Source organism: Mesorhizobium sp. L-8-3, from assembly GCF_016756615.1.
Classification (GTDB): Bacteria; Pseudomonadota; Alphaproteobacteria; order Rhizobiales; family Rhizobiaceae.
On the sequence record NZ_AP023262.1, the window covers coordinates 3,199,580 to 3,225,969 of the forward strand.

Below are 26,390 nucleotides of genomic sequence, written 5' to 3' on the forward strand. Positions count from 1 at the left end.
GAGCCGGCCGGGCTTGCGTCCGGGCCTGCGGTTCTCCAGCCCGGCAGCGCCGTGCGCCCGATAGGCAGCCCGCCAGTCATACAGCAGCTTGCGCACGATCTGCAGCTCACGCGCAACGGCGGCGAGCGACTCACCCGCGTCCAGCCGGCGCAGGGCTGCTTCCTTGAAGGCAACGGAAAAGACTCGCTTCGGTTGTTGTGGCATGGCACCTCCTCAGAGGCCCTGTCACTTGATTAGCGTGTCTCAATCAAGGGGTGCACTCCAATTCACCATTCACCATTCACCATTCACCATTCACCCCACCGGCGCATCCGCGCGCAGGAGGCCCTCGGCCTTGAGATCGTCCCATAACACTGGCGGGATCGCGGCGTCGTAGATGGTGCGGTTGCCCCTGGCCTCGGCGATGCCCTGGCCGCCCGGGATGACGGAGACGACGGTGGCGTGGAGCAGCGGGAAATGCAGCGCGGCCTCGATGAGGCGGACGCCGTGGCGCCGGCAGACGGCCTCGATGCGCGCGGCCTTGTCCAGGATCTCCTGCGGCGCCTCGGAATAGTTGTAATGGGCGCCGAGTTTCGGGCCGGTCGCCAGAATGCCGGAATTGTAGGGGCCGCCGAGCACGATGCCGATACCGCGCCGCTCGCAGAGCGGCAGGAAGGAGGCGAGCGATTCCTGCTCCAGAAGCGTGTAGCGCCCGGCCAGCAGGAAGAGGTCGAAGTCGCCGCGCTCGGCCAGCCACTGGCAAGGCTGCCATTCGTTGATGCCGGCGCCGAAGGCCTTGATCACGCCCTGGTCGCGCAGCGACAGCAGCGCGTAATAGCCCGACGCCATGAATGCATCGAGCCTGGCCTGCAGCGCCTCCTGCGAGCCGTGGTTGAAGATGTCGAGATCATGCGCATAGAGGATGTCGATACGGTCGACGCCGAGGCGCTCGAGCGAGGCCTCGAAGGACCGCATGACGCCGTCATAGCTGTAGTCGTAGACCTCGCGGCGCGACGGCGTGTCGAAGAATTTGCAGAGGCCGGTGCGCTCGTCCGGCGGACAGACCTTCAACAGCCGCCCGACCTTGCTCGACAGAACATAGTCGTCGCGGCGCCTGCCGCGCAGGAACCGGTTGAGGCGCGTCTCGGAGAGGCCGAGCCCGTAGAGCGGCGCGGTGTCGAAATAGCGGCAGCCGGTCTCCCAGGCAGTTTCGAGGATCCGGGCTGCGTCCTCCTCGGAGATAGCCCGGTAGAGATTGCCGAGGGGGGCGCCGCCGAAGCCGAGTTCGGTGAAGTCGATGCCCCCATTGCCGATACGATCGAAATGCCGTGTCCTCATGGGTCCCTCCCGCTCCGCGCCAGCCTCCGACAATGGACTCGACGGCACGCCGTTGCTAGCATTCGCGTCGCGGCGGAGGAATATTCCGAGGGGAGGCGATGTCGGAAAAATTCGTGCATGCGTCGGGCGGTCGCCAAGCGACTGTCGTCCGGAAGGATTCTGGCGTCCCGAAGGATTTTGGCGTCCCGAAGGAGTCTGGCCCCCCGATTGATTTCGGCGCCCCGGCGGCCGCTGCTTCGATCGCATCTGGAAGGAAATGATGAAGGACCGCCTGCGCAAGCTGCTGTGCGAGCTGATGATGATTCCGGGCCTCAGCGGCCATGAGGGCAGGGTACGGCGCTATCTGAAGGAGCGGCTGGAAGAGCTCGGCCTTGCCACCCGCACCGACATGCTGGGCAATCTGATCGCCACGATCGACGGCGACCCGGCCCTGCCCTCGGTCATGCTCTTCACCCATATGGATCAGCTCGGCTTCGTCGTGCGCAAGATCGAGCCCGACGGCTTCATCCGGCTGGAACGGCTGGGCGGCGTGCCGGAGCGCGCGCTCGCCTCGCAGGCGGTGCTTTTATGCGTTGGCGAGGGCAGGGACAGGCCCGGCATCATCGCCAGCAAGAGCCACCATGCCACAACGCCGGAGGAGAAATACAAGGTCGTCCCCTATATGGACCTCTATGTCGATGCCGGCTTCGGCAGCGCTGCGGAGGCGAGGGCCGCCGGTATCGACATCGGCACGCCCGTCGTCTACCGGCCGACCGTGATCGAACTCGGCGGCGACCGCATCGCCGGAACCGCGGCAGACGACCGGGCGGGCTGCGCCGTGCTGGTGGAGGCCACCCACGCGATCGCCGAAGCCAAGGCGGGGCCGAGGGTGCATATCGTCTTTTCCGTGCAGGAGGAGTTCAACCTGCGCGGCGCGTTGACCGCCGCCCAGGTGCTCATGCCCGAGATCGCGATCCAGCTCGACCTTATCCTCGCCACCGACACGCCCGACATGGGCTATCGCGGCGAGGTGCGGCTGGGCGGCGGCCCGGCGATGAGCCTCTATTCCTTCCATGGCCGCGGCACGCTCAACGGAACCATCCCGCATCCGGCTCTCGTGACGCTGTTCGAAGGCGCCGCCGGCGGGCTCGGCCTGCCGCTCCAGCGTTCGGCCCATACGGGCGCACTCACCGATTCGGCCTATGTGCAACTCGTCGGCGGCGGGGTCGCCTCGATCGATCTCGGCTTCCCGATGCGCTACACCCATTCCTCGCTGGAGCTGTGCGATCTCGCCGATCTCGAGGGGCTGACCAGGCTGCTCGCGGCCGGCATCGGCGCCATCGACGCTACCTTCAGCCTCGACAGGGACGACCACATCGGATGAGGCACTATCTCGGCGTCGATATCGGAACCTTCGAGACGAAGGGCGTGCTCGTCGACGAGGCTGGCAACATCGTGGCCAGCTCCGCCCACAGCCACAAGATGCTGGTGCCGCAGCCCGGCTGGGCCGAGCACCGGCCACGGGAAGACTGGTGGGGCGATTTCGTCTTCGTGACGCGCAAGCTCCTGGCCGCGAGCCGGGTCGACCCGCGATCGATCCGCGCGATCGGCTGCAGCGCGATCGGACCCTGCATGCTGCCGGTCGACGCCGCCGGCGAGCCGCTGTCCAACGCCGTGCTCTACGGTGTCGACACGCGGGCGGCGAAGGAGATCGCGGCGCTCGACGCGCGCATCGGCGCGGAGCGGATCCTCGACCGCTGCGGCAATGCGCTGACCTCGCAGTCGGTGGGGCCGAAGATCCTCTGGCTGAAGAACAACCGGCCGGAGATCCACGCCCGGGCGGCGAAGTTCCTCAACTCGACAAGCTACATCAATTTCCGGCTGACCGGCCGGTACGTCATCGACCACTATTCGGCGGCCAGTTCCAGCCCGCTCTACGATGTCGGCACACGCGACTGGACCTTCGACCTCGCCGACGACATCGCCCGGCCAGACCAGCTTCCGGACCTGTTGTGGACCACCGACATCGCGGGCACGGTGACGGCAGCCGCCGCGGAGGAGACGGGGCTGGCGGCGGGCACGCCGGTCATCACCGGAACGATCGACGCGGCCGCCGAGGCGCTGAGCGTCGGCGTCGCCGAGCCGGGCGACATGATGGTGATGTACGGATCGACCGTCTTCACCATCATGCTCAGCGAGGAACGTATCCGCGAACCGCGTCTCTGGTACGCGCCCTGGCTGTTCGAGGGCGAGCACGCCTCGATGGCCGGGCTATCGACCAGCGGCACGCTGACCCACTGGTTTCGCGACCAGTTCGCCAGGGAATTGCAGCCGAACATGGTCTTCCTGACCTTGGCGGAGGAAGCGCTCGCCTCGCCGCCGGGTGCCAAAGGCCTTGTCGTGCTTCCCTATTTCTCCGGCGAGCGCACGCCGATCCACGATCCCCGGGCCAAGGGCATGGTGTTCGGGCTCGACCTCACCCATACGCGCAGCGACGTCTACCGGGCGCTGCTCGAAGGCATTGCCTGCGGCACCACCCATATCGTCGACACCTATCGGGAGATCGGGGCGCCGCCCGGCAGGATCTACGCCGTCGGCGGCGGCACCAAGAACATTGCCTGGGTGCAGGCGACCTCCGACATTTCCGGCCTCGCCCAGATCCTGCGCCGGCGCACGATCGGCGCCTCCTATGGCGACGCCTTCCTGGCGGCCGTGGCGGTGGGTGACGCCAGGCGCGGCGACATCGAGACCTGGAACCCGGTGGAGGGCAAGCTGTCGCCCAACAAGCGGACGGCCGCAATCTATGAGCGCCAGTATCGCATCTTCCGCCGGCTCTATGAGCGGACGAAGGATTTGATGGCCGAACTGTCGGACAACGCGTCGGGCTGAAGGCTCGCGACCTGCAGATGGTCCTGCCGCTCGAATCGTGATTTTGGTTGCCCCTACGGTCGCTCCGGCCTTTCGGCGTCGAGTCGCCCCTGCCATGAAAGTAGGGCGGAAAGCCTTTTGATTTCAGTCGGATAAGGTTGAGCCAGATACCCCTCTGTCCTGCCGGACATCTCCCCCACAAGGGGGGAGACTGGCTGTCATCGATGACGGCACTCGTCCTGCAACGTCGACGATTGGCGAAATCCAAGCGGCCGGCCGGTCTCCCCCCTTGTGGGGGAGATGTCCGGCAGGACAGAGAGGGGTGCGAAGACACGCGGCACTTTCATCCAGGAAGGCGCCCGACGCCGGCCGGTGGGTCTCATCCGGCTGCCGCCACCTTCCCCCCGTAAAACGGGGAGAAGACCGCCTGCCGCGATGGCGACGCTCGATCTGCAGCGCTGACGATTGACGAAGCCGGTGGCGACATCGGTCTTCTCCCCGCGATGCGCTAGGGCATATACACATCTCTTCTGCAAGGGACACGGCCTGCTGCAACGCCTCGTCGACCACCGCGCTCCCTGGAGCACCCCTCATCCGACCCAGCCAGTATTTCGGCTCGACTGTCGAACCCGTCATCACTGCCGGATCCGAAATACTGTCTGGGCCACCTTCTCCCACAAGGGGAGAAGGCAGGATTGCAGAGGCGTTGCCGCCAACCTTCAACGTCGGCGATTTGCGGAACCGTCGAAGCCAAGCTCTCCCTTCTCCCCTTGTGGGAGAAGGTGGCCCAGACTGTATTTCGGCCCCTACGTTCGTGCTGGGCTCAAGGGTGACGCCGAAATACAGGCTGGGTCGGATGAGGGGTGCTCCGGGGAGCGCGGCGGTCGACCAAAACGGACAAAGGACGAGACCAGGCAACGGTTGGGCTCGGGAGATGTGTATATGCCCTAGCCGCGATGCGGGGAGAAGGTGCCGGTCCACCCTCCGCAGCTGCAGCGCAGCTGCTGCGGAGGACGGGCAGGCGGATGAGGGGCATTTCGCGCCGTCGCCGCATCGCTTATCCAATTGAGACAAAACGGATTTCGGCGCTACTTTCATGGCAGGGCGCGACCGAGCTCACAGACGCTCACCTATTTCACCGCGCCCGCCGCCATGCCGGCGATGATGTAGCGTTCGAGCACGATGCCGACCACGACCAGCGGGGCGATCGCGGCGGTCGAGAGTGCGGCCATCGCCCACCAGTTGATGCCCTGGCTGCCGGTCTGGCTGGCGACCATGACGGGAAGCGTCTTGGCGTCGGTCGAGGTGAGCAGCGCGGCGAAGAAATACTCGTTCCAGCACAGGATGAGCGCCAGGATGAAGGAGGCGACCATGCCGGGGAGCGCGATCGGCACGACGATGCGCAGGAAGGCGCCCCAGACGGACAGGCCGTCGACGAGGGCCGCCTCCTCGAGCTCGACGGGGATCGCCTTGAACTGGTCGCGCATGATCCAGATCACGATCGGCAGCACCATCAGCGTGTAGAGCAGGATGAGCCCGATGCGGGTGTCGAGCAGCGCGATCTCCTTGTAGAGAACGAGGAAGGGCAAAGCGAGCACCACCGGCGGCAGGATCATCTGCGACAGGAAGAAGAAGGAGATGTCCTTGTTCGTCATCCACAGGAAACGGTAGGAGAAGCGGCTGAGGCCATAGGCGGCGAGCGAGCCGATCACCAGAGCCAGCGACGAGGCCGCGACCGACGCCACGACGCTGTTCCAGAAGCGTTTCAGGAACTCGTCGCGCACCGTCGACGTGCCGGTGATCGTATCGGGCGAGAGGCCGAGCGACTGCCAGCCCTTCCATTGCGGCTGGAAGTCGACGAAGGGGATCAGGTGTCCCTGCATGACGTCGGGCGCGATCTTGAAGGACGTGGTGACCGTCCAGAAGATCGGGAACAGGCAGATCAAGGCCCAGACGATCAGGATGCCGTAGACGGCGATGCGGGAAGCGGCGTGGCGCAGCCGGGCGGCCGGCTTCACGCCGGTGTCCACGGCGGCGGCGGAGACGTCGATCGCGGCCATCTCAGCTCTCCTCCTGCCCGTAGCCGCGCAACCAGCGGCCCGCCATGTTGAGCATCAGGGTCAGCGCCACCACGATCAGCACCAGATAGACCATAGCCAGCAGCGTGCCGTAGCCGACATTGGAGCGATCGCGATATTCGCGATAGATGAAGCTCGTCACCGAATCCGTCGCCCCGCCCGGCCCGCCCGAGGTGACGTTGATGATGATGTCGGCGATCTTCAGCTTGAAGATGATGCGGATCATGATCGCGGTGATCGATACCGGCAAAGTGAGCGGGAAGACGACCTTCCAGAAGGTCTGCCAGCCATTGGCGCCGTCGACCCTGGCGGCCTCCATGACCTCGCGCGGCAAGGCCTGCAGCCCTGCGAGCAGCATGATCATCATCAGGGGAATGAAGGTCCAGGCATCCATCGCCATGATCGACAGCTTGGCGAGCCAGGGATCACTGAAGAAGGCCGGCGTCTCCCAGCCCAGCCAGCGGGCGAGATTGGCGACGGGGCCGAAGCGGATTTCCATCATCGACTTGCCGACCATCCAGCTTACCGCCACGGGCGACAACATGAGGGGCAGGAGGAAGACGACGCGGAAGAATTTCCGGCCGCGGATCTGCGCATTGAGCAGCAGGGCCAGGCCGAAGGCGATGGCATATTCGACCAGCACCGAGAGCGTGTACCAGACCATGTTGCGGAGCGCGTTCCAGTAGAACGGATCGGCAAGCATCTGCCTGAAATTGTCGAGCCCGTTGAATTTGCGGCCCTCGAAGGATGAGAGGTTCCAGTCGGTGAAGGCGATGTTGAGCCCGAACACAAGCGGGAAGACGACCATGGCCGCGATGAACAGCACGGCCGGCAGCACGAAGAGCGCCTTGGCGCCGTCGGAGCCGCGCCGCAGCACGAGCGAGGCGCCGAAAGCCACGGCCCAGAAGACATAGGCATAGACCGCAGGGCGCCAGTTCGCGAAGCCCGCCGTGATCAACCCCGCCGAATGGAGGATCTGGATCGCGAAGGTCGCGACCAGCACCAGCCAGCCAGCAGCGAGAACAAGGGCTCCAAGGCGGCGCCGGCTTTCCGGGACCGGCTCGGCCGCGACGACATGAGGGGGATCGGCGACGACTGCCGACGCATTCTGCATTGTGACACCAAAACCGGGTGGCGGCACCGAAAGGATCGGTGCCGCCGCTCTAACCATGCGTCCAAGCACCGGATATCCCGAAACGTCCCGCTTTCGGGCCCGATGCTCCAGTTTCAACGCGGCCCCGCTCGTTGCGGGACCGGTATTCGCCGATTCTCCGCCCGCTGCCTTTTCCCCTTCGGGGAAGAAGGCGAGGGGCGGTGGCTCCTACAGGCCCAGCGAAGCCTTGTAGAGCTTGATCTGGTTCTCCCGGCCGATCTGGTCGGTGAGCTTCTCCCAGGCCGCGGCGATGGCGTCCGCGCCTTCCTGCGCCGACTTGTACTGGCCGGCATAGGTCTTGGCGAGTTCGTCCTCGGCGACCGAATAATACTGGAAGATGCCGGGAATGCGCGGCTCGATCGCGGCGTTCGGATGGTTGTAGGAATCGAGGTTAGAGCCGAGATAATCCTCGATATAGGCGCGGTCGTAGCCCGCCGCTTCCCATTCGTCATAGTTGAAGTGGGAGTTGCGATAGGGCTGGAAACCGGAGGGATAGGCCGACGTCCACAGCGACAGGTCCTTGCCGCCGAGATGGGCGGCTGCCGACCAGGCCGCCTTCTTCTTCTTTTCGTCGCCGTCCACGCGGGCCATCACATAGATGCCCCAGCCGATATAGGCCATGTTGGGCGCATAGTTCGGGCCGGAGGCGAGCTTTTCCCAGGCGCCCTTGCCGTCGTTCCACACGTCGTCGGAGCCGGGCAGGATCGAGAAGGCGGAGACTTCGCCGACCACCGAGGTGTCGGAGGTGCGGGCCATGGAGCCGACGTCGCCCCACCAGCTGAGCGAGGAGCCGGTGCCGGCCAGGAACTGCTGGAAGGCGGTGGTGCCGGGATCGGCATTGATCTGGTCGGCGGGCTGGGCGGCAATGACGTCGAGCACGTCCTGGATGGCGCGCACGAAGGCCTCGTTGTTGACGCGCGGCTTCATCGTGTCGGGATCGAACAGCCAGGCCTTGTCGTCCGGATGCTTGGCATAGGCGGTCGCCCGGCTTTCGAGGAAATAGAAGCCGAAGCCGCCCCAGCCCTTGAGCGGGTCGAGATAGCCATAGGCCTCGCCGCCGGTAAGCGGGTCCTTCTTGCCCTTCAGGAACTTGGTGACCGCCTGGACCTGCTGCCAGGTGACGGGCGCGACCCATTCGCCCTGGTTGCCCTCGGCCTTCCAGGCCGCGGCGAGATCGGCATTGTCGAAATAGTCCTTGCGGTAGCTGAAGGTGTGGCAGTCGCCGTCGATCGAGATGCGGTAGGTCTTGCCGTCCCAGGTGCCGACCGGCGCTTTCAGGTAGCCGACATAGTCGTCCATGTCGATCAGCTTCTTGACCCAGTCGGGCATCTCCGAGGCGAGGCCCTTGCCGCAGACGTCGCCCTCGAAGGGGGCGCCCATCTCGATGATGTCGAAGTCCACCGTGCCGGTGGCGATCGATTGCTGCAGGCGGGCATTGTAGTCGGCCTGGGCGAGGTCGATCCAGTTGATCCTGGCGCCCGTATAGGCCTCCCAGGGCTTCAGGAAGCCGCGGAACAGGAAATTGTGCAGGTTCTGGTTGTTGAGACCCATGAAGGTGAGCTCGACTCCGGCGAACTCGCCCTGCTGCACGGTCGACCTGGTGCCCTCCAGACACATCTCGCCGACTTTCTGCCAGTCGGCGTCGGTCGGGGAGCCCATGCCCACGCCGGGGATCTTCAGGATCTCCGAGCGCAGATTGCCCTGTGCCCGCGCCTGCGGCGCAAGCATGCCGAGACCGGCCGAAGCGCCGAGCGCCATGGCCGACACCCCGGCGGCCGCCTTGAGAACATTCCTGCGGCTGGCCTGCATGGCCATAAGCCGCTCGTAAACTTCAACTTTCATCGCTGTTTCCTCCCTGACCGGATGCCAACCCGCAGATGCCGCGGCGGCATGTTCCGCGGCACCTCGCCCGGGCCACACGTGACGGTCCCCGCCCTTGCGGCCGGGAGGTCGCACGCCGCCTTCTCCTCCGGCCCGGCAACGCGATGCCAATATGAGGGGCAAGCCTTTTTCGAGTCAACGCAGGACGGACGAAAGCAATTGCGTAGCATTCGAAACGAAGACGCGGCCCGCCGGCCGGGCGGCACGAAAAGCGGCGCGGCCGTCACGAGCCATGTTGACATGGCGGCCCGGCTCGTCTGTTCTTCGTGGCGCGCCGCTCCGGGGGAGCGTTGCGGCGGGAGGAGCTATGGCAAGGGTTTCTGTGCGCCAGGTGCGCAAGGCTTACGGCGACGTTGAGGTCATCCACGGCGTCGATCTCGACATTGCGGATGGAGAATTCGTGGTTCTGGTCGGCCCGTCCGGCTGCGGCAAGTCGACCTTGCTGCGCATGATCGCCGGGCTGGAGAGCATCACATCGGGCACGATCTCGATCGGCGACCGGGTGGTGAACAATCTCGCGCCGTCGGAGCGCGACATCGCCATGGTGTTCCAGAACTACGCGCTCTATCCGCACATGAAGGTGAAGGACAACATGGCCTTCGCGCTCCGGCTGCGCAAGACCGACCCGGCCGAGGTCACGCGGCGCGTGCGGCAGGCAGCGGAGATACTCGGGCTCGTGCCGTTTCTCGACCGCTATCCGCGGCAGTTGTCGGGCGGCCAGCGGCAGCGCGTGGCCATGGGCCGGGCGATCGTGCGCGATCCGGAGGTCTTCCTGTTCGACGAGCCGCTGTCCAATCTCGACGCCAAGCTTCGCGTCCAGATGCGCACCGAAATCAAGGAACTGCACCAGCGGCTGAAGACGACGACGGTCTATGTGACCCACGATCAGGTCGAGGCCATGACCATGGCCGACAAGATCGTCGTGCTGCAGGACGGCAATGTCGAGCAGATGGGGGCGCCGCTCGAACTGTTCGACCGTCCTGTCAACACTTTCGTGGCGGGATTCCTCGGCTCACCGGCCATGAACATGCTGAAGGGCACCGTGGCCGGCGGCGCGGCGCAGACGATCGACGTGAACGGCGCCCGGCTCGCCGTCGCCGGCAGGCACCAGGCCGGCGAGGGGCAGCCGGTGATCTTCGGGATCAGGCCGGAACATCTCGATCTCGCCGACGACGGCTTCCCGGCGCGCATTTCCGTGGTCGAGCCGACCGGTTCAGAGACGATGGTGTTCCTGCGCTTCGGCGAGAGCGACATGGTGGCGCTGTTCCGCGAACGGCACGACTTCAAGCCGGGCGACACGATAAGACTGCGGCCGCGGCCGAACCAGGTCCATCTGTTCGACGCCGGAACCGCGCAGAGAATCTGAAGGCGGCCCGTCCGAGGCGCGCCGGGGAGAAGAGAATGCTGAAGGGAATAAACCCGTTGCTCAATGCCGACGTGCTCTACGCCTTGCGGGCGATGGGGCATGGCGACGACCTGATCATCTGCGACACCAACTTCCCGGCCGATTCCATCGCGCGCCAGACGCGGCTCGGCCGGCTGCTGCGCATCGACAACTGCACTGCGGCCGAGGCCGCCGCCGCGGTGCTGTCGCTCTATCCGCTCGACAGCTTCGTCGACGACGCGGCCGGCCGTATGGAGATCGTCGGCAATGCCTCCGAGGTCCCTCCCGTGCAGCAGGAAGTGCAGGCCGTGATCGACGAGGCGGAGGGGCGATCCTGGCCGATGGTCGGTATCGAGCGCTACGCCTTCTACGAGCGCGCCAAGCAGGCCTATTGCGTGATCCAGAGCGGGGAGCGGCGCTTCTACGGCTGCTTCGCCTTCCGCAAGGGCGTCATCCCCCCGGACGCGGGCTGAGACCATGGCAAAGCCGATCGTCATCCTCGGCGTGTTCGTCGCCGATACGGCCTATCGCGCGCCGCGTCAGCCGCGCATGGGGGAGACCCTGCTCGGCACCTCCTTCAAGCTCGGGCCGGGCGGGAAGGGCTCCAACCAGGCGGTCGCTGCCGGCCGGCTAGGGGCCGACGTCTCCATGATCACGCGGCTCGGCCGCGACCCGTTCGCCGACATGGCGCTGGCGACCTGGAGGGAGGCCGGCGTCAAGCCCGCCGTGATCGAGACGCCTGAGAGCTATACGGGGGCGGCCTATATCTTCGTCGAGGAGACGACGGGCGACAACGCCATCATCGTCTCCCCGGGCGCGGCGATGCTGATCTCGCCGGCCGACATCGACGCCAACGAGGCGCTGATCCGCTCGGCCGGGGTGTTCGTGACGCAGCTCGAGCAGCCGATCGAAGCCGCGATGCGGGCGCTGGCGCTTGCCCGTTCGGCAGGCGTGACCACGATCCTCAATCCGGCCCCGGCGGCGGCGCTGCCGGAGGCGATCTTCCCGCTCTGCGACTACGTCACCCCGAACGAGACCGAGGCCGAGGCGCTGACCGGCATCGCCATCGCGACCGTCGAGGATGCGCGCCGGGCTGCCGACAAGCTGCTCGACAAGGGCGTCGGAGCGGTGATCGTGACGCTCGGCGAGAAGGGCGCGCTCTTCCACAGCCGCAGTGCTTCGCAACACGTGGCCGCCTTCGCCGTCGGGCCGGTGGTCGAAACGACCGGTGCCGGCGACGCCTTCAACGGCGGCTTCGCCGTAGGCCTGTCCAGGGGACTGCCGGAGGTGGAAGCGGTGCGGTTCGCCTGCGCAGTGGCGAGCATCTCCGTCACCAGGCCGGGCACTGCGCCGTCGATGCCGAGCCTCGACGAGGTGGAAAGGGTGCTGGCGGGCGGGACGCTGTAGCATGGCCTGCAGCGTGCCGCCCCTGTGATTGCGGCAGAGCGGAAAGCCTTTTGATTTCAGTCGGATAGGGTTTCGGCGACGCCGCGAAAAGCCCCTCATCCGGCTGCCGCCACCTTCTCCCCGCATCGCGAGGAGAAGATCGCCTGCCGCGATGATGGTGCTCGATCTGCAACGCCGGCGATTGGCGAAAGGGGCGGCGACATCGGTCTTCTCCCCGCGTTGCGCTAGGGCATATACACATCTCTTCTGCAGGGGACACGGCCTGCTGCAACGCCTCGTCGACCACCGCGCTCCCTGGAGCACCCCTCATCCGACCCAGCCAGTATTTCGGCTCGACTGTCGAACCCGTCATCACTGCCGGAGCCGAAATACTGTCTGGGCCACCTTCTCCCACAAGGGGAGAAGGCAGGATTGCAGAGGCGTTGCCGCCAACCTTCAACATCGGCGATTTGCGGAACGGTCGAAGCCAAGCTCTCCCTTCTCCCCTTGTGGGAGAAGGTGGCCCAGACTGTATTTCGGCCCCTACGTTCGTGCTGGGCTCAAGGGTGACGCCGAAATACAGGCTGGGTCGGATGAGGGGTGCTCCAGGGAGCGCGGCGGTCGACCAAAACGGACAAAGGACGAGACCAGGTAACGGTGGGGCTCGAGAGATGTGCATATGCCCTAGCCGCGTTGCGGGGAGAAGGTGCCAGCAGGCGGATGAGGGACTTTTCGCGGCGTTGGCGAATCCCTTATCCAACTGAATCAAAAGGGCTTTCGGCGCTACTTTGTGGCGGGGGCCCAGCCCGACGTCGCCAGAAGAGCGCCGAAATCCGTTGCCGTGATCAAATCCACGCTTTCATCCAGGATGGCGCCCGACGGCGGGCGCTCCGACCGGTGCCGGCGCGGTCTTGTACAAAGCGAACACCTCGACGGGCCTGGACTTGCCCTTCACCGCGATCGGATCGAGCGCTGTCGCCTGGGCCGCGAGCTTGGGCGGCAGGTCCTCCAGCACGTCGCGCGTGATGAGGGTCTGGCCCCGTGCGGCATTGGCGCAGAGCCGCGCGGCGAGATTGACGCGGTCGCCGAGCACGGTGAAGTCCTTTCGTTGCCGGCTGCCCATGGCGCCGGCGACGACCTCGCCGACATGGACGCCGATGCCGATCGCGAGATCGGCGCCGGTCCGGCTCGCCGCCCTTTCCATGCCGTCCATGATGGCGATGGCGCATTCGGCCGCGTGTTTGGTCATATGCGAGCCGTAGAAGACCGCCATGATCTGGTCGCCGACGAATTTGTCGATGTCGCCGTGATGCGCGGCCACCAGGTCCGCCAACTGCTGGAAATAGTCGTTGAGCACCGTGACCACCTCGACCGGATCGCGGTTCTCCGCATAGGCGGTGTAGCCGCGTATGTCCGCAAAGAGCACGGCGACGCGCCGGCGTTCGCCGCCCAGCGACACGGTGTGACGGTCGCTGCCCTGGATGGCTTTCATGGTCTCGCGCGAGACGAATTTCTGCAGCTCGAACCGTTCGTTCAACTGCACGATCATGTCGTTGAAGCGCTTGGCGAGATCGCCGATCTCGTCGCGCGTCCGGACGCCGCCGACGCGCGCTTCGAGGTCTCCCCCGGCGACACGCAGCGCCGTCTGGGTGATCCTGAGGATGGGCCGCGAGATGCCCAGCGCGAACAGTGCCGCGCCGAGCAGCGCCGCGGCGAGGCCGATGCCGAGCCATTTCAGGAGGTCGCGGACCATGTCGGTGATCGGACGATAGGCGTCGGCCTCGGACTTCTCCACGAGGATGCCCCAGGGAAAGGCCCGGGGCAGGGCGATCGCGGCCAGCGATGTCGAGCCGTCGGCGAGGACGAATGGCTCGACCGTTATGGTTGCGATCCCCGCATCGAGCAATTGAAGCGCCTTGGCTATGACGCTCTCGTGGTCGTAGGGGCCGGGCTGCGTGGAGAAGACGATGCGGCGCTGCGCGTCGATCACGCGGATCGTGCCCGTCCTGGCGAAGGGATCATTGGCGATCAGGTCACCCAGGCGGGCGAGATTGATGCGGGCGAAAAGCGTCGCCTTTCGCCCGCCGATGCCTTCCTCGATCGGCAGGCTGGCCGTTGCCAGCCAATCGTCGGTTTCCTCGACACGGGTAATGGCGACGATGCTGCGCGCCGAGGCCTTCAACGGATCCAGCGTCGCAGGATCCACCCTGAGCACCTCCATCGGCGTGGGAAACGCGGACTGGAGCTTCTCGAAATAGGCTTCCTGCGCCACGACGATCGGGCGAGGAAGGTTCTCGACATCCACCTGCAGCGCGACCACGTCGGGCAGGTCGGCGATGCCCTGCCTGAGGATGGCGATCTTCTCCGCCGAGCCGAGCTTGTCGCCGCCGATGGCGTTGCGGATCAGGTCGAGCGGCGTCAGCAGGGAATATTCGAAGAAGGTGTTGAACTCGCGGGTCAGCCGACCGGCAGTCGCTGCAAGCTGTTCATTGGCCGCACTCTTCAGTTCGTCGCGAGCGACGCGGATGAGCGATTGGCCGGCGACCAGCAGTGGCAGCATGGCGATGACGGCCGCGAACAGCATCATCTTGCTGCGCAGGTTCAGGCGGAAGCGCGGCATAGGCTCAGTCCGCCAGCCGGACGGACTGTTCCCGCAGGCGAACGTCGATGCGCACGCCGGCGGTGGCGGCGCTGCAGGCGAGCCCATGCGGATCGGTCGTGGTCAGCTTCGCCGTAACCATGCCGGGTTCCGCGAACTCGAGGCGGACCTTCTCCCCGTCGAGTTCCACGCCGTTGGACAGAACCCAGTGATGGCTGAGCGCATCGCCGTCGGCGTCGCGCGAACGGCTTGCGTCGAGCACGTAGCTGTCCCTGGCGCCGCCGATCTGCACCTCGGCATCAGGCCCGGCATCGGCGACCGGCGGGGCATCGACGAAAAGATCGAGCATGGCGACACCGGTCGCGCAGGCCGCGCCTGAGTCGTCCGTCACCGTCAGGCGGACCGGATAGGTTCCGGGTTGAGAGAAGCTGTGCGAGACCTTGGCGCCGGCGGCGGTGGATCCGTCGCCGAAATCCCAGGCCAGGCCGGTCAGGGTTCCGTCGGGGTCGAAGGAACCCGATCCGTCGAAGCTGACCACGGTGCCCGGACAGGCCTTGCGTTCGGCATCGATGATGGCGACCGGCGGCTGGTTGACCCTGATCGTGCGCGCGATCGGCGTGCTGAGCACATTTCCGGCGCGGTTCATCGGACCGCTGACCCCGACCGTGAAGGTACCGGGTCGGGCATAGGCGTGGCCGATGCTCTCTCCGCTGCCTGTGGCGCCGTCGCCGAAATTCCAGGCGAGCGGGCCTGTTTCGCCGCCGGCCGACAGAGCGGAGAGGCCGAACCGGACCTCCTGGCCGACGCAGGCCACCGATGCGGCACTAATCTCCACCTTGGGCTTGTCGGTGACCTCTATCTCCACGGACTTCTCGTCGGTGCCGTTGGGCAGGCCGGTTCCGTCGCTGACGACGAGCATGACCCGGTAGCGGCCGGCCGTGCGCCAGATGTGGCGGACCTCGATGCCGGCGGCGCTTCCTCCGTCGCCGAAATCCCAGCGATAGTCGGCGATGCCGCCGTCCGGATCGCTCGATCGGGCTCCCGACAGAAGCAGCGACTGGCCGACCTCCACCGAACGGCCGGGGCCGGGATCGGCGTTCGGCGCGGCGTTCACCGTTATGACGTGAACGGCCTGCGCGCTGGCGCAGCCGCCGGCCTCGGCCGGCGCCACGGCCCGCAGCAGGGCGCGATAGGTTCCGGGTTGCGCATAGGCGTGGCGGGCTATCGCGCCAGTCCCCGTGGAGCCGTCGCCGAAGTCCCATTCGTAACGGAGAGCGATCCGGCTTCCGATGGAGGAGCCGGTGCCGTCGAAAGTCACCTCCTGGTTCGTCGCGGCGGCCTTCGGCGCCGAGATGGCGGGTTTGGGCGCGTCGATCACATCGATGATCAGGTCATCGGTCGACACCGGCGAGCACAGTCCCAGATTGTCGCCCTCGATCTGCAGCGTCACACGATAGGTCCCGGGGTCGCTGTACATATGCTCCGGCTGATCTCCGCCGCCGGCCTGGCCGTCGCCGAAATCCCAGCTGTAGCGGTTCACCACGCCGTCGATGTCGGTGGACCTGGTTCCGTCGAAGCGGACAATGGTGTTGGCGCAGACCTTCATGTCGTCGCCCGCGCGCGCCACCGGCGCGGGCAGGATCGACACCAGCGCTTCGTCGGCGCCGCTGTCGTTGGCGAGCCCGGACTCGTCGGTCACCTTGAGCCGCACGCGGTAGCTGCCGGGTGCGGCGAAGACCTTGGTGGGATTGACGATGTCAGCCGTCTCGCCATCGGCGAAGTCCCAGCCATAACGCAACAGGCCGTTGTCCGGATCGGTCGAAGCGCTTCCGTCGAAGACGACGACATCGCCGATGCAGGCCTGCTTGTCGTCGCCGGCCTGCGCCACGGGCGGACGGTTGATCCGCACGGTGATCGCGTCGATATCGCGCGAGTTGGCAAGACCCCTGCCGTCGTCGACAGTCAGCCTAACGGGATAGATGCCGCCTGTCTCATAGGTATGCTCGACGACGGCACCCGCGCCCGAACCTCCGTCGCCGAAATCCCAGCGATAGGCGAGGCCGTCATTGTCGGCGTCGGTCGAGGCGCTGCCGTCGAGCACGACCCGAAGCGTCTCGCTGAATATGTCATGCCCGGCCTCGGCTGCCGGCGCGTGGTTGACGGCGACGGTGACGTCGTCCTGGGCCGTGCGGTTCGAGGCGCTGCTGTCGTCGGTCACCGTGAGCGTGACGGTGTGGATGCCCGGCTGCTCGAACCGCATTTCGGGCCGGGCCCCTTGCAGGACCTTGTCGGTGCCCCTGACATCCCAGCGCCAGTCACTGATCGCGCCATCCGCGTCGCGGGATCCGCTGCCTGAGAGCATGAATTTCTGGCCCGGCGCGACGCTCAGGTCGGGGCCGGCATCCGCGACCGGCGGCTGGTTCACCGTCACGACGATCTGCGAGAAATCCGTCGCCTCCGGATGGCCGCTGTCGTCGGCGACCGTCAGTTCGACCGTGTAGCGGCCCGGCTTGGCGAAGGCATGCGTGACGACGTCGCCCTCGGCCGTCGCGCCGTCGCGGAAGTCCCAGTGATAGCGCGCGATGCGGCCGTCGGGATCGGTCGACCTGCGGCCGTCGAGGGTGACGCTTTCGCCTGGCGTGACGACACGGTCGAAGCCGGCATCGGCCACCGGCATGGCGTTGATGCGGATGGCGACGGTATCCTGCGCCGCGTTTCTTATGGTGCCGGAATCGTCGGAGACCGTGAGGCGCGCTTCATAGGCGCCCGGGCTGCTGTAGGTGTGGGCGATGCGGGCGCCCGTTCCGGTTTCGCCGTCGCCGAAATCCCATTCGAAGCGGGCAATCGACCCGTCCTCGTCGGACGAAGCGGAGGCATCGAACTCGACGACCGAGGCGGTGACATATTGATCTTCTCCCGCACGCGCGACAGGCGGCTCATTGACCTTGATCCTGCGTTCGGCCGTCGCCTGGCTGTTGGCCAGACCGGAATCGTCCGTTACCGTGAGACGCGCGGTGTAGGCTCCCGACCTCGCATAGCTGTGGACGACCTCGCGCCCCTCGGCCGTGGAGCCGTCGCCGAAATCCCAGGCATGGGTCAGGATGTTGCCGTCAGGATCACGCGACGCGGCGCCCGAGAACGCCACCGGCTCGTCGATCGCGGCCGGCCGGTCCGCTTCGACCGCCGCGACCGGCGCCGTGTTCGGGCGGTCGGCGACGGTCACGACCAGCGTGTCGCTCGCCGTGGCATTGTCCTGGCCGGAATTATCCGTGACCGTCAGCTTCACCTCGTAGCGGCCCGGTGCGAAATAGGCGATCGACCGCCGCTCTCCATCAGCGGTCTTGCCGGTGCCGAAATCCCAGTGATAGGCGATCAGGCTGCCGTCGCTGTCGGCGGATGCGCCGCCGTCGAAATCGATGCGCTGCCCGACGATCGCCGAGACGTCGGCGCCAGCGGCTGCTACGGGCTTGATGTTGTGCCGTTCCTCGACGAATGCGACGAAGCGTTTCGTCGTGATCCCGTTCTCGAGGCCGGAATCGTCGACCAGCGTCAGCTTGCCGAAATATGTCCCGGGAGCCGCATAGCTGTGCTCGATCAGCGGCTCGCCGGTCTGCGTGCCGTCTCCGAAATCCCAATTGTAGCTGGTGATCCGCCCATCGGGATCGACAGCGGCCGTGGCGTCGAAGACACGCGGCACGCCGGCCTCCATCGCGATCTCCGCGGGGATGTCGCTGTCGGGGGCCTTGTTGTAACGATCGGTGACATTGACGGTGAAGGTGGCCTCGTTGGTGGCGCCGCGCCGGCCGGAATCGTCGCCGACCAGGACATGCACCTTGTAGCGGCCGGGCGCGCGATAGGCGTGGCGCGCGCGGAAGCCGGAGGCGCGTGCGCCATCACCGAAATCCCAGTGGACGGAGACGATGCTGCCGTCGCTGTCGACCGTGCCGGTCGCATCGAAATCGACGATCTCGTCGACAAAGGCGGACCGGTCGCCTCCGACGCGGACTTCGGGCGGGCTGTTGTCCTTGTTGGTGACGGCAATGTCGAAGGAGGTGCTGGCCTCGGCATTGGGTTTGCCGGAATCGTCGGCGACCGCGAGGGTGACACGGTAGGTTCCCGCAGCACGGTAGACATGCGTGGCACCGATGCCGGCCGCGCTCGCGCCGTCGCCGAAATCCCAGCGGTAGGAGAGGATGGACCCGTCCGGATCGCGCGAGGCGGAACCGTCGAACACGAGCACATCGCCGACGACGGCCTTGCGGTCTCCGCCGGCATCGGCGAGCGGCGTTTCGTTGCCGGCCTCGACGGCGACGACCTTGCGGGCAATCACGCTTGTTCCATTGGCGAGACCGGAATCGTCGGTCAGCGTCAGGATCACGTCGTAGGTTCCGGGCATTGCGAAGGAATGGCGGACAGTCGCCCTGTCGCTTCGCGTGCCGTCGCCGAACGACCATTGAAACCGGGTTATCCTGCCGTCCGGGTCGATGGCGCGCGCGGCATCGAACAGTCCCGGCGCGCCGACGACCAGCTTGTCGGGCGTGGCGACGGCGTCGCCGACCGGTGCGGCGTTCACGATGATGGTGGCATGGTCGGTCGCGACACTGTTTTCGGCGCCCTTGCCGTCGTCGGCGGTGAGCGTGACTGCGAAGGTTCCTGGCCGCTCGAAACGGTGCGATGCCTTTGCTCCTTCCGCCGTCGTTCCGTCGCCGAAGTCCCAGAGATAGCGGATGCTGTCGCCATCGGGGTCCGTCGGCTGACCGGCGTCGAGGTCCAGCGTGTCGTCGAGAGCCAGGCTCCTGCTTCCGCCTGCATTGGCGACGGGCGGAGCGTTGACGGTGACGGTGCGTGTGACCGTGGCGCTGTTGCAGGGATTGTCGGTGCCGTCGGTGACGGTGAGGGTGACCGTATAGGCGCCATGGCCGGCATAGCGGTGGTTCGGCCGGCCGAAGTCGGGATCGCCCGGGGCCTGCACGAGCTCGGTGCCGTCGCCCATCGTCCAGTGGTAACGGACGATTGCCGTGCCCTCGGGCAGGGTCGGGGCCTTCGAGCCGGTGCCGTCGAGCACCAGGGCGGCCCCCTCGGCGACCAGGTCAGGCGCTTCGAAGCTCGCCGTCGGCGGCGGCTTGACCAGGAAAGTGAAATCGCGCGCGCTGCCGTCGCCGATTACGCCGGAGGCGTCGAAACTCTCGAGGCGGCCGGCATGCATGCCGGTCTCGGCGAAGTCCTGCTCGATCGTTGCGCCGCTGATCTCGTCACTCGCATCGAACCGCCAGCGATGGGTGAGCGGGCCACCGTCGGGATCGCGCGAGGCCGAGGCGTCGAAGCGCATCCGGCCGCAGGCGAGCTGGGTGACGGCGAGTTCCGTCACCGGGCGCCGGTTGGGCGCGATGGCACGGATCGGCAGGTCGATCGCCAAAGGCTGCTCGACCGCATCCGCGCCCGACTTGCGCGCGCCGACGAAGACGGTGATGTCGTTGGGGGTCTCGCTGCCGCCGGTGGCCGTCACCGATGCTCTCTGGCCGGTGTCGTCCCCGTCGAGGGCGACGTCGTCGTGCCGCCACTGGCTCTTGGCGGAAGCGGCGAGCGGGTGGGACCGGAAGCGGCCGGCGAAAGCAACCGAACCGGCGGCGGCATCGAAGTTCTCGATGGCGAGGCTTTCGGCGTCGGCGGGCACGTCGAAGCCGAGCTCGGCCTGGCGGTTGCCGCGCGGCATCTGGAAGGTCGGCAGGAAGGACGAGAGCTTCAGTCCCTCCGGCGGCTGGTTGGCATCTTCCGTCCGGCTCACCGCGACGTCGAAGACATTGCCGTCATTGCCGGTCAGGCCCTCGACAAGGAGCAGGAACTCGCGCGCCCCGGCGGCGGTTCGGCTTCCCTTCGCGGCATCGACCGAGAACAGCGTCGTCCAGCGCCCGTCGAGGGCCGGATCGGCGCCGAACTCGGCGGTGGCGAGCGGCTTGCCGTCGATGCTCTCCTGCACCACCCCGGCCGCGTCGCGCGACAGATGCGCCGTCGCGCCGTCGCCGAACAGGCTGAAGCGGGTGGTGGTGTCGAAGCCGGCCTTGGGCTCGTCATAGGTGCCGGCGGCATCGGGGTCGTAGACCCGCACATGGACCGTGCCGGCAGCCTCAGGCAGCGCGATACGGACGACCTGGCGAAAATCATGATCGCCCTCGTTCACCCGCGCCATCGGACCGAACGTCACAAGGCCGACATCGGAAGGGGAAGGAGCAACGACCTCCGCGAACGCGCCTATGCCAGGCAGGGTGGCGCGGATCGCATCCAGATTGGCGCCGATAAAGGCCGGCACGACGACAGAGGCCATGCCGGGCCCGGCCAGCCCAAGAAGGCGACCGGTCCTGACCCAGAGATTTCGACGGTGACGCCTCATTGTGCATCCCCGCCGTCATCGGTCACTGTGACTTTCATCATGCGTTCGGCGCTCATCGGCGTCACGCCGTCATCGGTGACCCTCAACCTTACGTCATATGTCCCTGCGGCATGGAAGGTGTGACGTGGGCTGGCGTCGTTCGACACCCCGCCATCCCCGAAATCCCAGCGGTACTGGAGGATGTTGCCATCGGGATCGGCGGAAGCCTGGCCGTCGAAAAGCACGACCTCGCCTGTCCTCACTGCTGTCGGTCCGCTCAGGGCCGCGACCGGGGCGGCGTTGGCGGAGGGGAGCACGGTGACCACGAACTCGTCGCCGGCGACGAGAGCGACATCCGGCCCGTCATCGCCGATGGTCAGCTTCACGGGATAGGTGCCGGGAAACTGATAGATATGCCGGTTTCGGATGCCGGATGAGCTATTACCGTCGCCGAGGTCCCATCGATAGGAGAGGATCGAGCCGTCAGGGTCGCTGGATGCCGAGCCGTCGAGGGTGACTTCTTCCCCGACCTTCACGGTCACGTCCTTGCCGGCATTTGCGACGGGCGCCAGATTGACCTTGTCGGCGACATGGACCTTGAAGTCGAAGCCGACGGCCGCCGGCTCGGGCAGTCCGTTGTCGCGAAGCGTCAACCGGGCGTCATATACGCCTGGCTTCCCGTACTGGTGGCTGACCTTGGGTCCGGAGCCTTTCGAACCGTCGCCGAAATCCCATTCGAAGGCGATGACGGAACCGTCGCGGTCGTCGGCGGTCGATGCGTCGAGGGCAAGAGGCCTGAACGTCGTGGCCGTGAACTCTCGCGGAAAGTCGGCCACCGGCGGCCGGTTCTGCGCGGGAAGCACCGTCACGACGGTCGAGGCCACCGACCTGGTGTTGCCGCCCTGGCCATTGTCCGTGACGGCGAGACTGACCGGATAGGTCCCCGGCTGCCAGAAACTATGTTCGACGACCATGGAGTCCGAGCCGGAGCCGTCGCCGAAATCCCAGGCATAGAACTGGATCTCGCCGTCCGGATCGACCGACCGGCTGGCATCGAAGCGGACCGCCTCGCCGACATAGGCCGTGCGATCCGGTCCCGCATCGGCTGTCGGCTGCCGGTTGACCGGGTCGGGCACCGTGACGGTCACCGTATCGAATCCCTTTCCGGTCTCGAAGGGCGAGTCGTCGAGGACGGACAGCCTGACCTGATAGTCGCCGGCCCGATGAAAGGCATGGCGGACCGCCGGGCCCGCCGCCCGGCCGCCGTCGCCGAAGTCCCAGAGATAGGAGACGATCGTTCCGTCAGGGTCGGAGGAGGCGGCCGCATCGAAAGTGGCGATCTCACCTGTGACCATGCGCCTGTTGCCGCCTGCGTTGGCGACGGGCGGAGCGTTGACGGTGACGGTGCGGGTGGTCGTGGCGCTGTTGCAGGGATTGTCGGTGCCGTCGGTGACGGTCAGGGTGACCTTATAGGCGCCGTGGCCGGCATAGCGGTGGTTCGGCCGGCCGAAGTCCGGATCGCCCGGGCTCTGCACGAGCTCGGTGCCGTCGCCCATCGTCCAGCGGTAACGGACGATCGCAATGCCCTCGGGCAGGGCGGGGGCCTTCGAGCCGGTGCCGTCGAGCACCAGGGCGGCACCTTCGGCGACCAGGCCAGGCGCCTCGAAGCTCGCCGTCGGCGGCGGCTTGACCAGGAAAGTGAAATCGCGCGCGCTGCCGTCGCCGATGACGCCGGAGGCGTCGAAGCTCTCGAGGCGGCCGGCATGCATGCCGGTCTCGGCGAAGTCCTGCTCGATCGCTGCGCCGGTGATCTCGTCACCCGCATCGAACCGCCAGCGATGGGTGAGCGTGCCGCCGTCGGGATCGCGCGAGGCCGAGGCATCGAAGCGCATCCGGCCGCAGGCGAACTGGGTCATGGCGAGCGCCGTCGCCGGGCGCCGGTTGGGCGCGATGGCACGGATCGGCAGGTCGATCGCCAAAGGCTGCTCGACCGCATCCGCGCCCGATTTGCGCGCGCCGACGAAGACGGTGATGTCGTTGGGGGTCTCGCTGCCGCCGGTGGCCGTCACCGATGCTCTCCGGCCGGTGTCGTCCCTGTCGAGGGCGATGTCGTCGTGCCCCCACTGGCTCTTAGCGGAAGCGGTGAGCGGATCGGACCGGAAGCGGCCGGCGAAAGCAACCGAACCGGCGGCGGCATCGAAGTTCTCGATGGTGAGGCCTTCGGCGTCGGCGGGCACGTCGAAGCCGAGCTCGGCCTGGCGGTTGCCGCGCGGCACCTGGAAGGTCGGCAGGAAGGACGAGAGCTTCAGCCCCTCCGGCGGCTGGTTGGCATCTTCCGTCCGGCTCACCGTGACGTCGAAGACATTGCCGTCATTGCCGGTCAGGCCCTCGACAAGGAGCAGGAACTCGCGCGCCCCGGCGGCGGTTCGGCTTCCCTTCGCGGCATCGACCGAGAACAGCGTCGTCCAGCGCCCGTCGAGGGCCGGGTCGGCGCCGAACTCGGCGGTGGCGAGCGGCGTGCCGTCGATGCTCTCCTGCACCACGCCGGCCGCGTCGCGCGACAGCCGCGCCGTCGCGCCGTCGCCGAACAGGCTGAAGCGGGTGGTGGTGTCGAAGCCGGCCTTGGGCTCGTCATAGGTGCCGGCGGCATCGGGGTCGTAGACCCGCACATGGACCGTGCCGGCAGCCTCAGGCAGCGCGATACGGACGACCTGGCGAAAATCATGATCGCCCTCGTTCACCCGCGCCATCGGACCGAACGTCACAAGGCCGACGTCGGAGGGGGCTTCTTCGCCGGCGGCGACGCCGCAGTGGAGCATGGCGGCTGCGACAAGGGCCGGGCCGACACCGGTGCGCGATGCGTAGCGTCTCTTCATCGGCTGAGCGTCACCTCGTTGATGTTTCCGGCGACGTCGGCGAGTTCGACCACCACGTCGGGAGCCGAACCGTCCGCCCGGCGCGGGACCTCGATCATGCCCCTGTAGGATTTGTCGGCCTTGCTGTAGCGGAGGATGCCCGACCGCTCGGCGTCGCCCAGGCGCACCCTGAACCGCGAGGTCAAGGCGAGGCCGGTATCATCCCGCGCCGCGACGCGGATCGACAGCATCTCGGTGTCTCCGAGGTCTTTTGCCGTGATTTCACTGGCCGTCATCTCGGGTTTCACCGTGTCGAAGACGACCGTGTATTTTTCGATGCTGACGAGGCCGACGGCGTTGGTACCGACGATCTCGATGAGGTTGGCGCCCTGTTCGAGATCGATGTGGAAGCGCACCGCGTCGTCGCTGGCCTTGGGTGCCATGCCATTGACCCTGAGGATGGTTCCGGGATCAGCCGCGATGGCGAGGTCGAGCCGCGGGGTCGACGTGATCGCCGGCGGCGGTTCGGACAAACGAAAACGCGGCGGCCGGTCGGAGACCAGGGTCTCGATCGTTTCCCGATAGGCATAGCCGGAAACCGTCGTGACGACGACCGCGAGCGTTTCCTCCGTCGCCTCGAGCGGTACGTTCAGCGTGAAGCGGCCTGATGCGTCGGCATAGGCTTCCGAGCGCAAGGCGCCGTTACCGCCGAGGACGGATACTTTTGCCTGCTCCGTCACGGTTCCGGAAAGCCCGAACTCACGGGTTGCGGTCAGGAAGCGGCCCGTCGCGTCGCGCGGAAGGTGAGCATCGTAGACGATGTCGCGCCGCCGGTCCGCCACATAGGTGAAGGCCAGCCGGCGCGTCGTTTCGTTGCCGGCGGCATCACGGGCGACGACGGTGAGGTCGTTCGATCCGTCCTTGCCTGATATGGTCATGAAGAAGCGGCCGCTGCCGTCGACATCGGCGACTTCGCCATCGACGAAGACGGCGGCGCCGGCTTCCGTCTCGCCCGAAACCGTCACCGCCGCCTCGCGCAGGATGGCATCCGGCTGAGGCGTGCGGATCTGCAGATAGGGCGGCGCGCTGTCGTCGATGAGCTCGAATCTGCGTGCGACGCTCATCTGTCCGGGCAGGCCGAGGGCGTCGAGGGCGGCAACGCGCCAATAGTAGATGCCCGGCGCGAGGCCGACGTCGTCGGTCCGGTTCTGCGGTACGTTCCACAGGCTCTCGGCCATCCGGTCGAACAGCGGATCAAAGGCGATCTCGACCCAGTAGCCGTGGCCGTCGCCGACAGCCTGCCAGCCGAGCCGGACATGGGTGCCGAAGACGATCGCGTTGTCGGCGGGCTCGGACAAAGCGAGGCGGCCGATGACAGCCACCTTCTCCTTCGGCGCTTCGCCGGCACGCACGACCGCGCCCTCGTTGCGTCCGAGCACCAGCGTGTCGTCGCCCGAGACGATGGCGACGGGCTTGGCGTCATAGTTGGAGAATTTTGCGCTGTCCCGGTCCTGGCTGACCCAGAAGCTGCCGGAGTCGATCTTCGCGTCGACATTGGCAAGGTTCACTTCGAGGCGACTGCGGTCGCTTTCCGGTGCGAGCAGAGCATAGAAGTCACCTTCCACAAGGCTGATCTGCGCTTCCTTGCGACGCTTCAGCGGATCGTCGCGCATGCGCTGGATCACGGCCTGCGAATTGGGATTGAGCCGGAACCGGCTGGCGTCGCGGAACACGACCTGTGCCGTCGAGGCCGACAGCGTCCTGAGCTTCTCCTGTTCGTTGAGCACGGCGTCGAGCTCGCGCTCGGTCCAGCCGTTCTCGCTGACCTTCTGGCCCTCGACCCAGCCCTGCCGATCGCTGAGGCGGGCCTCCGCCTCGATGTCGCGTCTTTCCTCGCTTCTCGCACGCGCCGCATCGGCGCGGCCGATCGATCGGGAGGACAAGGAGATGCTCTGCTGGTAGGCGCCGTTGCGATGCTGGACCACGGCCTGGTCGCGGAAGTCGATGGCGTTCCTGATCAGGATCGGGGCGAAGAGCTGGGCGCCGGCCTCGTTGGCCCTCTGGATCTCGGCCAGCGAGGTGTCGAGCGCCGTCGTGGAAAGTCGCACCTCGCTCCCGGGCAGCAGCAGCTCACGCCCTTCCGTGACGTCGGTGATGCTTTCGATGCCGTTCAGCCGCAGGATGACGGGCCAGAGGTCGGGATCCTTGAGGTATTTCTCGGAGATGCCGCGCAGGGTTGCGCCAGGCGCCATCCTGACCTTGACGACGTCGTCGGCCATGTCGCTGACGACGGGGGCTGCCGGCGTCTGCGACGACGCGATCCCGGCAGTGCCCGCAACGGCCACAACCAGCAGGAAAGAAAGCAGAATCCTCCCGGTGCCGCTTCGCATAGGCTCGGCGAACGCGAAACTATCCGTACCCAGGATCGACAAGATGAACAGCCCCTTGGCTGCCAGCCCCAAATGCTATGTCTGGTATGTCTTGTCTATGCTTTGGCGATACATAAGCACACAAGGCCCCTAG

Annotated in this window: 13 protein-coding genes and 1 pseudogene; 5 read left to right on the forward strand and 9 right to left on the reverse strand. The window is 66.7% G+C overall.

The genetic code is table 11. The annotated features are described in order from the left end of the window. Window positions 1–60: 60 nt before the first annotated feature. Together JN302_RS39940 and JN302_RS15005 are read right to left on the reverse strand one after the other, a co-directional pair. Window positions 61–204 (reverse strand): annotated as a pseudogene (locus JN302_RS39940) (transposase); the annotation flags it as partial. A gap of 90 nt (window positions 205–294) precedes the next feature. Beyond that, complete coding sequence (locus JN302_RS15005; protein WP_202333412.1) at window positions 295–1,317, reverse strand: aldo/keto reductase; 1,023 nt, start codon at window positions 1,315–1,317, stop codon at window positions 295–297. Window positions 1,318–1,576: 259 nt separating this feature from the next. Here JN302_RS15005 and JN302_RS15010 point away from each other — a divergent pair, with 259 nt between their 5' ends. Beyond that, window positions 1,577–2,680, forward strand: a complete 1,104-nt coding sequence (locus JN302_RS15010; protein ID WP_202313138.1) for a M42 family metallopeptidase — start codon at window positions 1,577–1,579, stop codon at window positions 2,678–2,680. Beyond that, window positions 2,677–4,185, forward strand: a complete 1,509-nt coding sequence (locus tag JN302_RS15015; RefSeq protein ID WP_202333413.1) for an FGGY-family carbohydrate kinase — start codon at window positions 2,677–2,679, stop codon at window positions 4,183–4,185. The genes JN302_RS15010 and JN302_RS15015 overlap by 4 nt, the downstream gene beginning before the upstream one ends. 1,109 nt (window positions 4,186–5,294) lie before the next feature. Here the strand turns inward: JN302_RS15015 and JN302_RS15020 are convergent. The 3 genes from JN302_RS15020 to JN302_RS15030 form a co-directional block, all read right to left on the reverse strand. Further along, entirely contained in the window at window positions 5,295–6,224 is a 930-nt protein-coding gene (locus JN302_RS15020) for a carbohydrate ABC transporter permease (RefSeq protein ID WP_202333414.1), read from the reverse strand. Between the two features lies 1 nt (window position 6,225). Then, on the reverse strand, window positions 6,226–7,356 hold the full coding sequence (locus tag JN302_RS15025) for a carbohydrate ABC transporter permease (RefSeq protein ID WP_202333415.1): 1,131 nt from the start codon (window positions 7,354–7,356) through the stop codon (window positions 6,226–6,228). Between the two features lie 207 nt (window positions 7,357–7,563). Beyond that, window positions 7,564–9,237, reverse strand: a complete 1,674-nt coding sequence (locus JN302_RS15030) for an ABC transporter substrate-binding protein (protein ID WP_202333416.1) — start codon at window positions 9,235–9,237, stop codon at window positions 7,564–7,566. Window positions 9,238–9,583: 346 nt separating this feature from the next. On the opposite strand from JN302_RS15030, the gene JN302_RS15035 reads away from it, so the two are divergent. From JN302_RS15035 to rbsK, 3 genes are read left to right on the forward strand one after another with little or no spacing between them, the layout of a single operon-like run. Then, on the forward strand, window positions 9,584–10,642 hold the full coding sequence (locus JN302_RS15035; protein WP_202333417.1) for an ABC transporter ATP-binding protein: 1,059 nt from the start codon (window positions 9,584–9,586) through the stop codon (window positions 10,640–10,642). Window positions 10,643–10,677: 35 nt separating this feature from the next. Beyond that, a complete protein-coding gene (locus tag JN302_RS15040; RefSeq protein WP_202313149.1) occupies window positions 10,678–11,133 on the forward strand; it encodes an RbsD/FucU family protein in 456 nt (151 codons plus the stop codon). Between the two features lie 4 nt (window positions 11,134–11,137). Beyond that, window positions 11,138–12,067: a ribokinase gene (rbsK, locus tag JN302_RS15045; protein ID WP_202333418.1), complete on the forward strand. Its 930-nt coding sequence runs from the start codon at window positions 11,138–11,140 to the stop codon at window positions 12,065–12,067. Window positions 12,068–12,905: 838 nt separating this feature from the next. Here rbsK and JN302_RS15050 read toward each other — a convergent pair. The 4 genes from JN302_RS15050 to JN302_RS15065 are packed head-to-tail and all read right to left on the reverse strand — an operon-like array spanning window position 12,906 to window position 26,299. Then, complete coding sequence (locus JN302_RS15050) at window positions 12,906–14,666, reverse strand: adenylate/guanylate cyclase domain-containing protein (RefSeq protein ID WP_202333419.1); 1,761 nt, start codon at window positions 14,664–14,666, stop codon at window positions 12,906–12,908. A 4-nt stretch (window positions 14,667–14,670) separates the two neighbouring features. Further along, a complete protein-coding gene (locus JN302_RS15055; protein ID WP_202333420.1) occupies window positions 14,671–21,033 on the reverse strand; it encodes a PKD domain-containing protein in 6,363 nt (2,120 codons plus the stop codon). Continuing rightward, window positions 21,030–23,888 carry a PKD domain-containing protein gene (locus JN302_RS15060; protein ID WP_202333421.1) on the reverse strand — a complete coding sequence of 953 codons (2,859 nt, stop codon included), beginning with the start codon at window positions 23,886–23,888 and terminating at the stop codon, window positions 21,030–21,032. Before JN302_RS15060 ends, JN302_RS15055 begins: the two co-directional genes overlap by 4 nt. After that, the gene (locus JN302_RS15065) at window positions 23,885–26,299 is read right to left on the reverse strand and encodes a FecR domain-containing protein (protein ID WP_202333422.1); all 2,415 of its coding nucleotides are present in this window, start codon (window positions 26,297–26,299) and stop codon (window positions 23,885–23,887) included. The genes JN302_RS15060 and JN302_RS15065 overlap by 4 nt, the downstream gene beginning before the upstream one ends. Between the last annotated feature and the right edge of the window lie 91 nt (window positions 26,300–26,390).

Coding starts and splice junctions, on each gene's coding strand:
- JN302_RS15005 (WP_202333412.1), bottom strand. CDS start 1,317: ATGAGGACACGGCATTTCGATCGTATCGGCAATGGGGGCATCGACTTC.
- JN302_RS15010 (WP_202313138.1), top strand. CDS start 1,577: ATGAAGGACCGCCTGCGCAAGCTGCTGTGCGAGCTGATGATGATTCCG.
- JN302_RS15015 (WP_202333413.1), top strand. CDS start 2,677: ATGAGGCACTATCTCGGCGTCGATATCGGAACCTTCGAGACGAAGGGC.
- JN302_RS15020 (WP_202333414.1), bottom strand. CDS start 6,224: ATGGCCGCGATCGACGTCTCCGCCGCCGCCGTGGACACCGGCGTGAAG.
- JN302_RS15025 (WP_202333415.1), bottom strand. CDS start 7,356: ATGCAGAATGCGTCGGCAGTCGTCGCCGATCCCCCTCATGTCGTCGCG.
- JN302_RS15030 (WP_202333416.1), bottom strand. CDS start 9,237: ATGAAAGTTGAAGTTTACGAGCGGCTTATGGCCATGCAGGCCAGCCGC.
- JN302_RS15035 (WP_202333417.1), top strand. CDS start 9,584: ATGGCAAGGGTTTCTGTGCGCCAGGTGCGCAAGGCTTACGGCGACGTT.
- JN302_RS15040 (WP_202313149.1), top strand. CDS start 10,678: ATGCTGAAGGGAATAAACCCGTTGCTCAATGCCGACGTGCTCTACGCC.
- rbsK (WP_202333418.1), top strand. CDS start 11,138: ATGGCAAAGCCGATCGTCATCCTCGGCGTGTTCGTCGCCGATACGGCC.
- JN302_RS15050 (WP_202333419.1), bottom strand. CDS start 14,666: ATGCCGCGCTTCCGCCTGAACCTGCGCAGCAAGATGATGCTGTTCGCG.
- JN302_RS15055 (WP_202333420.1), bottom strand. CDS start 21,033: ATGAGGCGTCACCGTCGAAATCTCTGGGTCAGGACCGGTCGCCTTCTT.
- JN302_RS15060 (WP_202333421.1), bottom strand. CDS start 23,888: ATGAAGAGACGCTACGCATCGCGCACCGGTGTCGGCCCGGCCCTTGTC.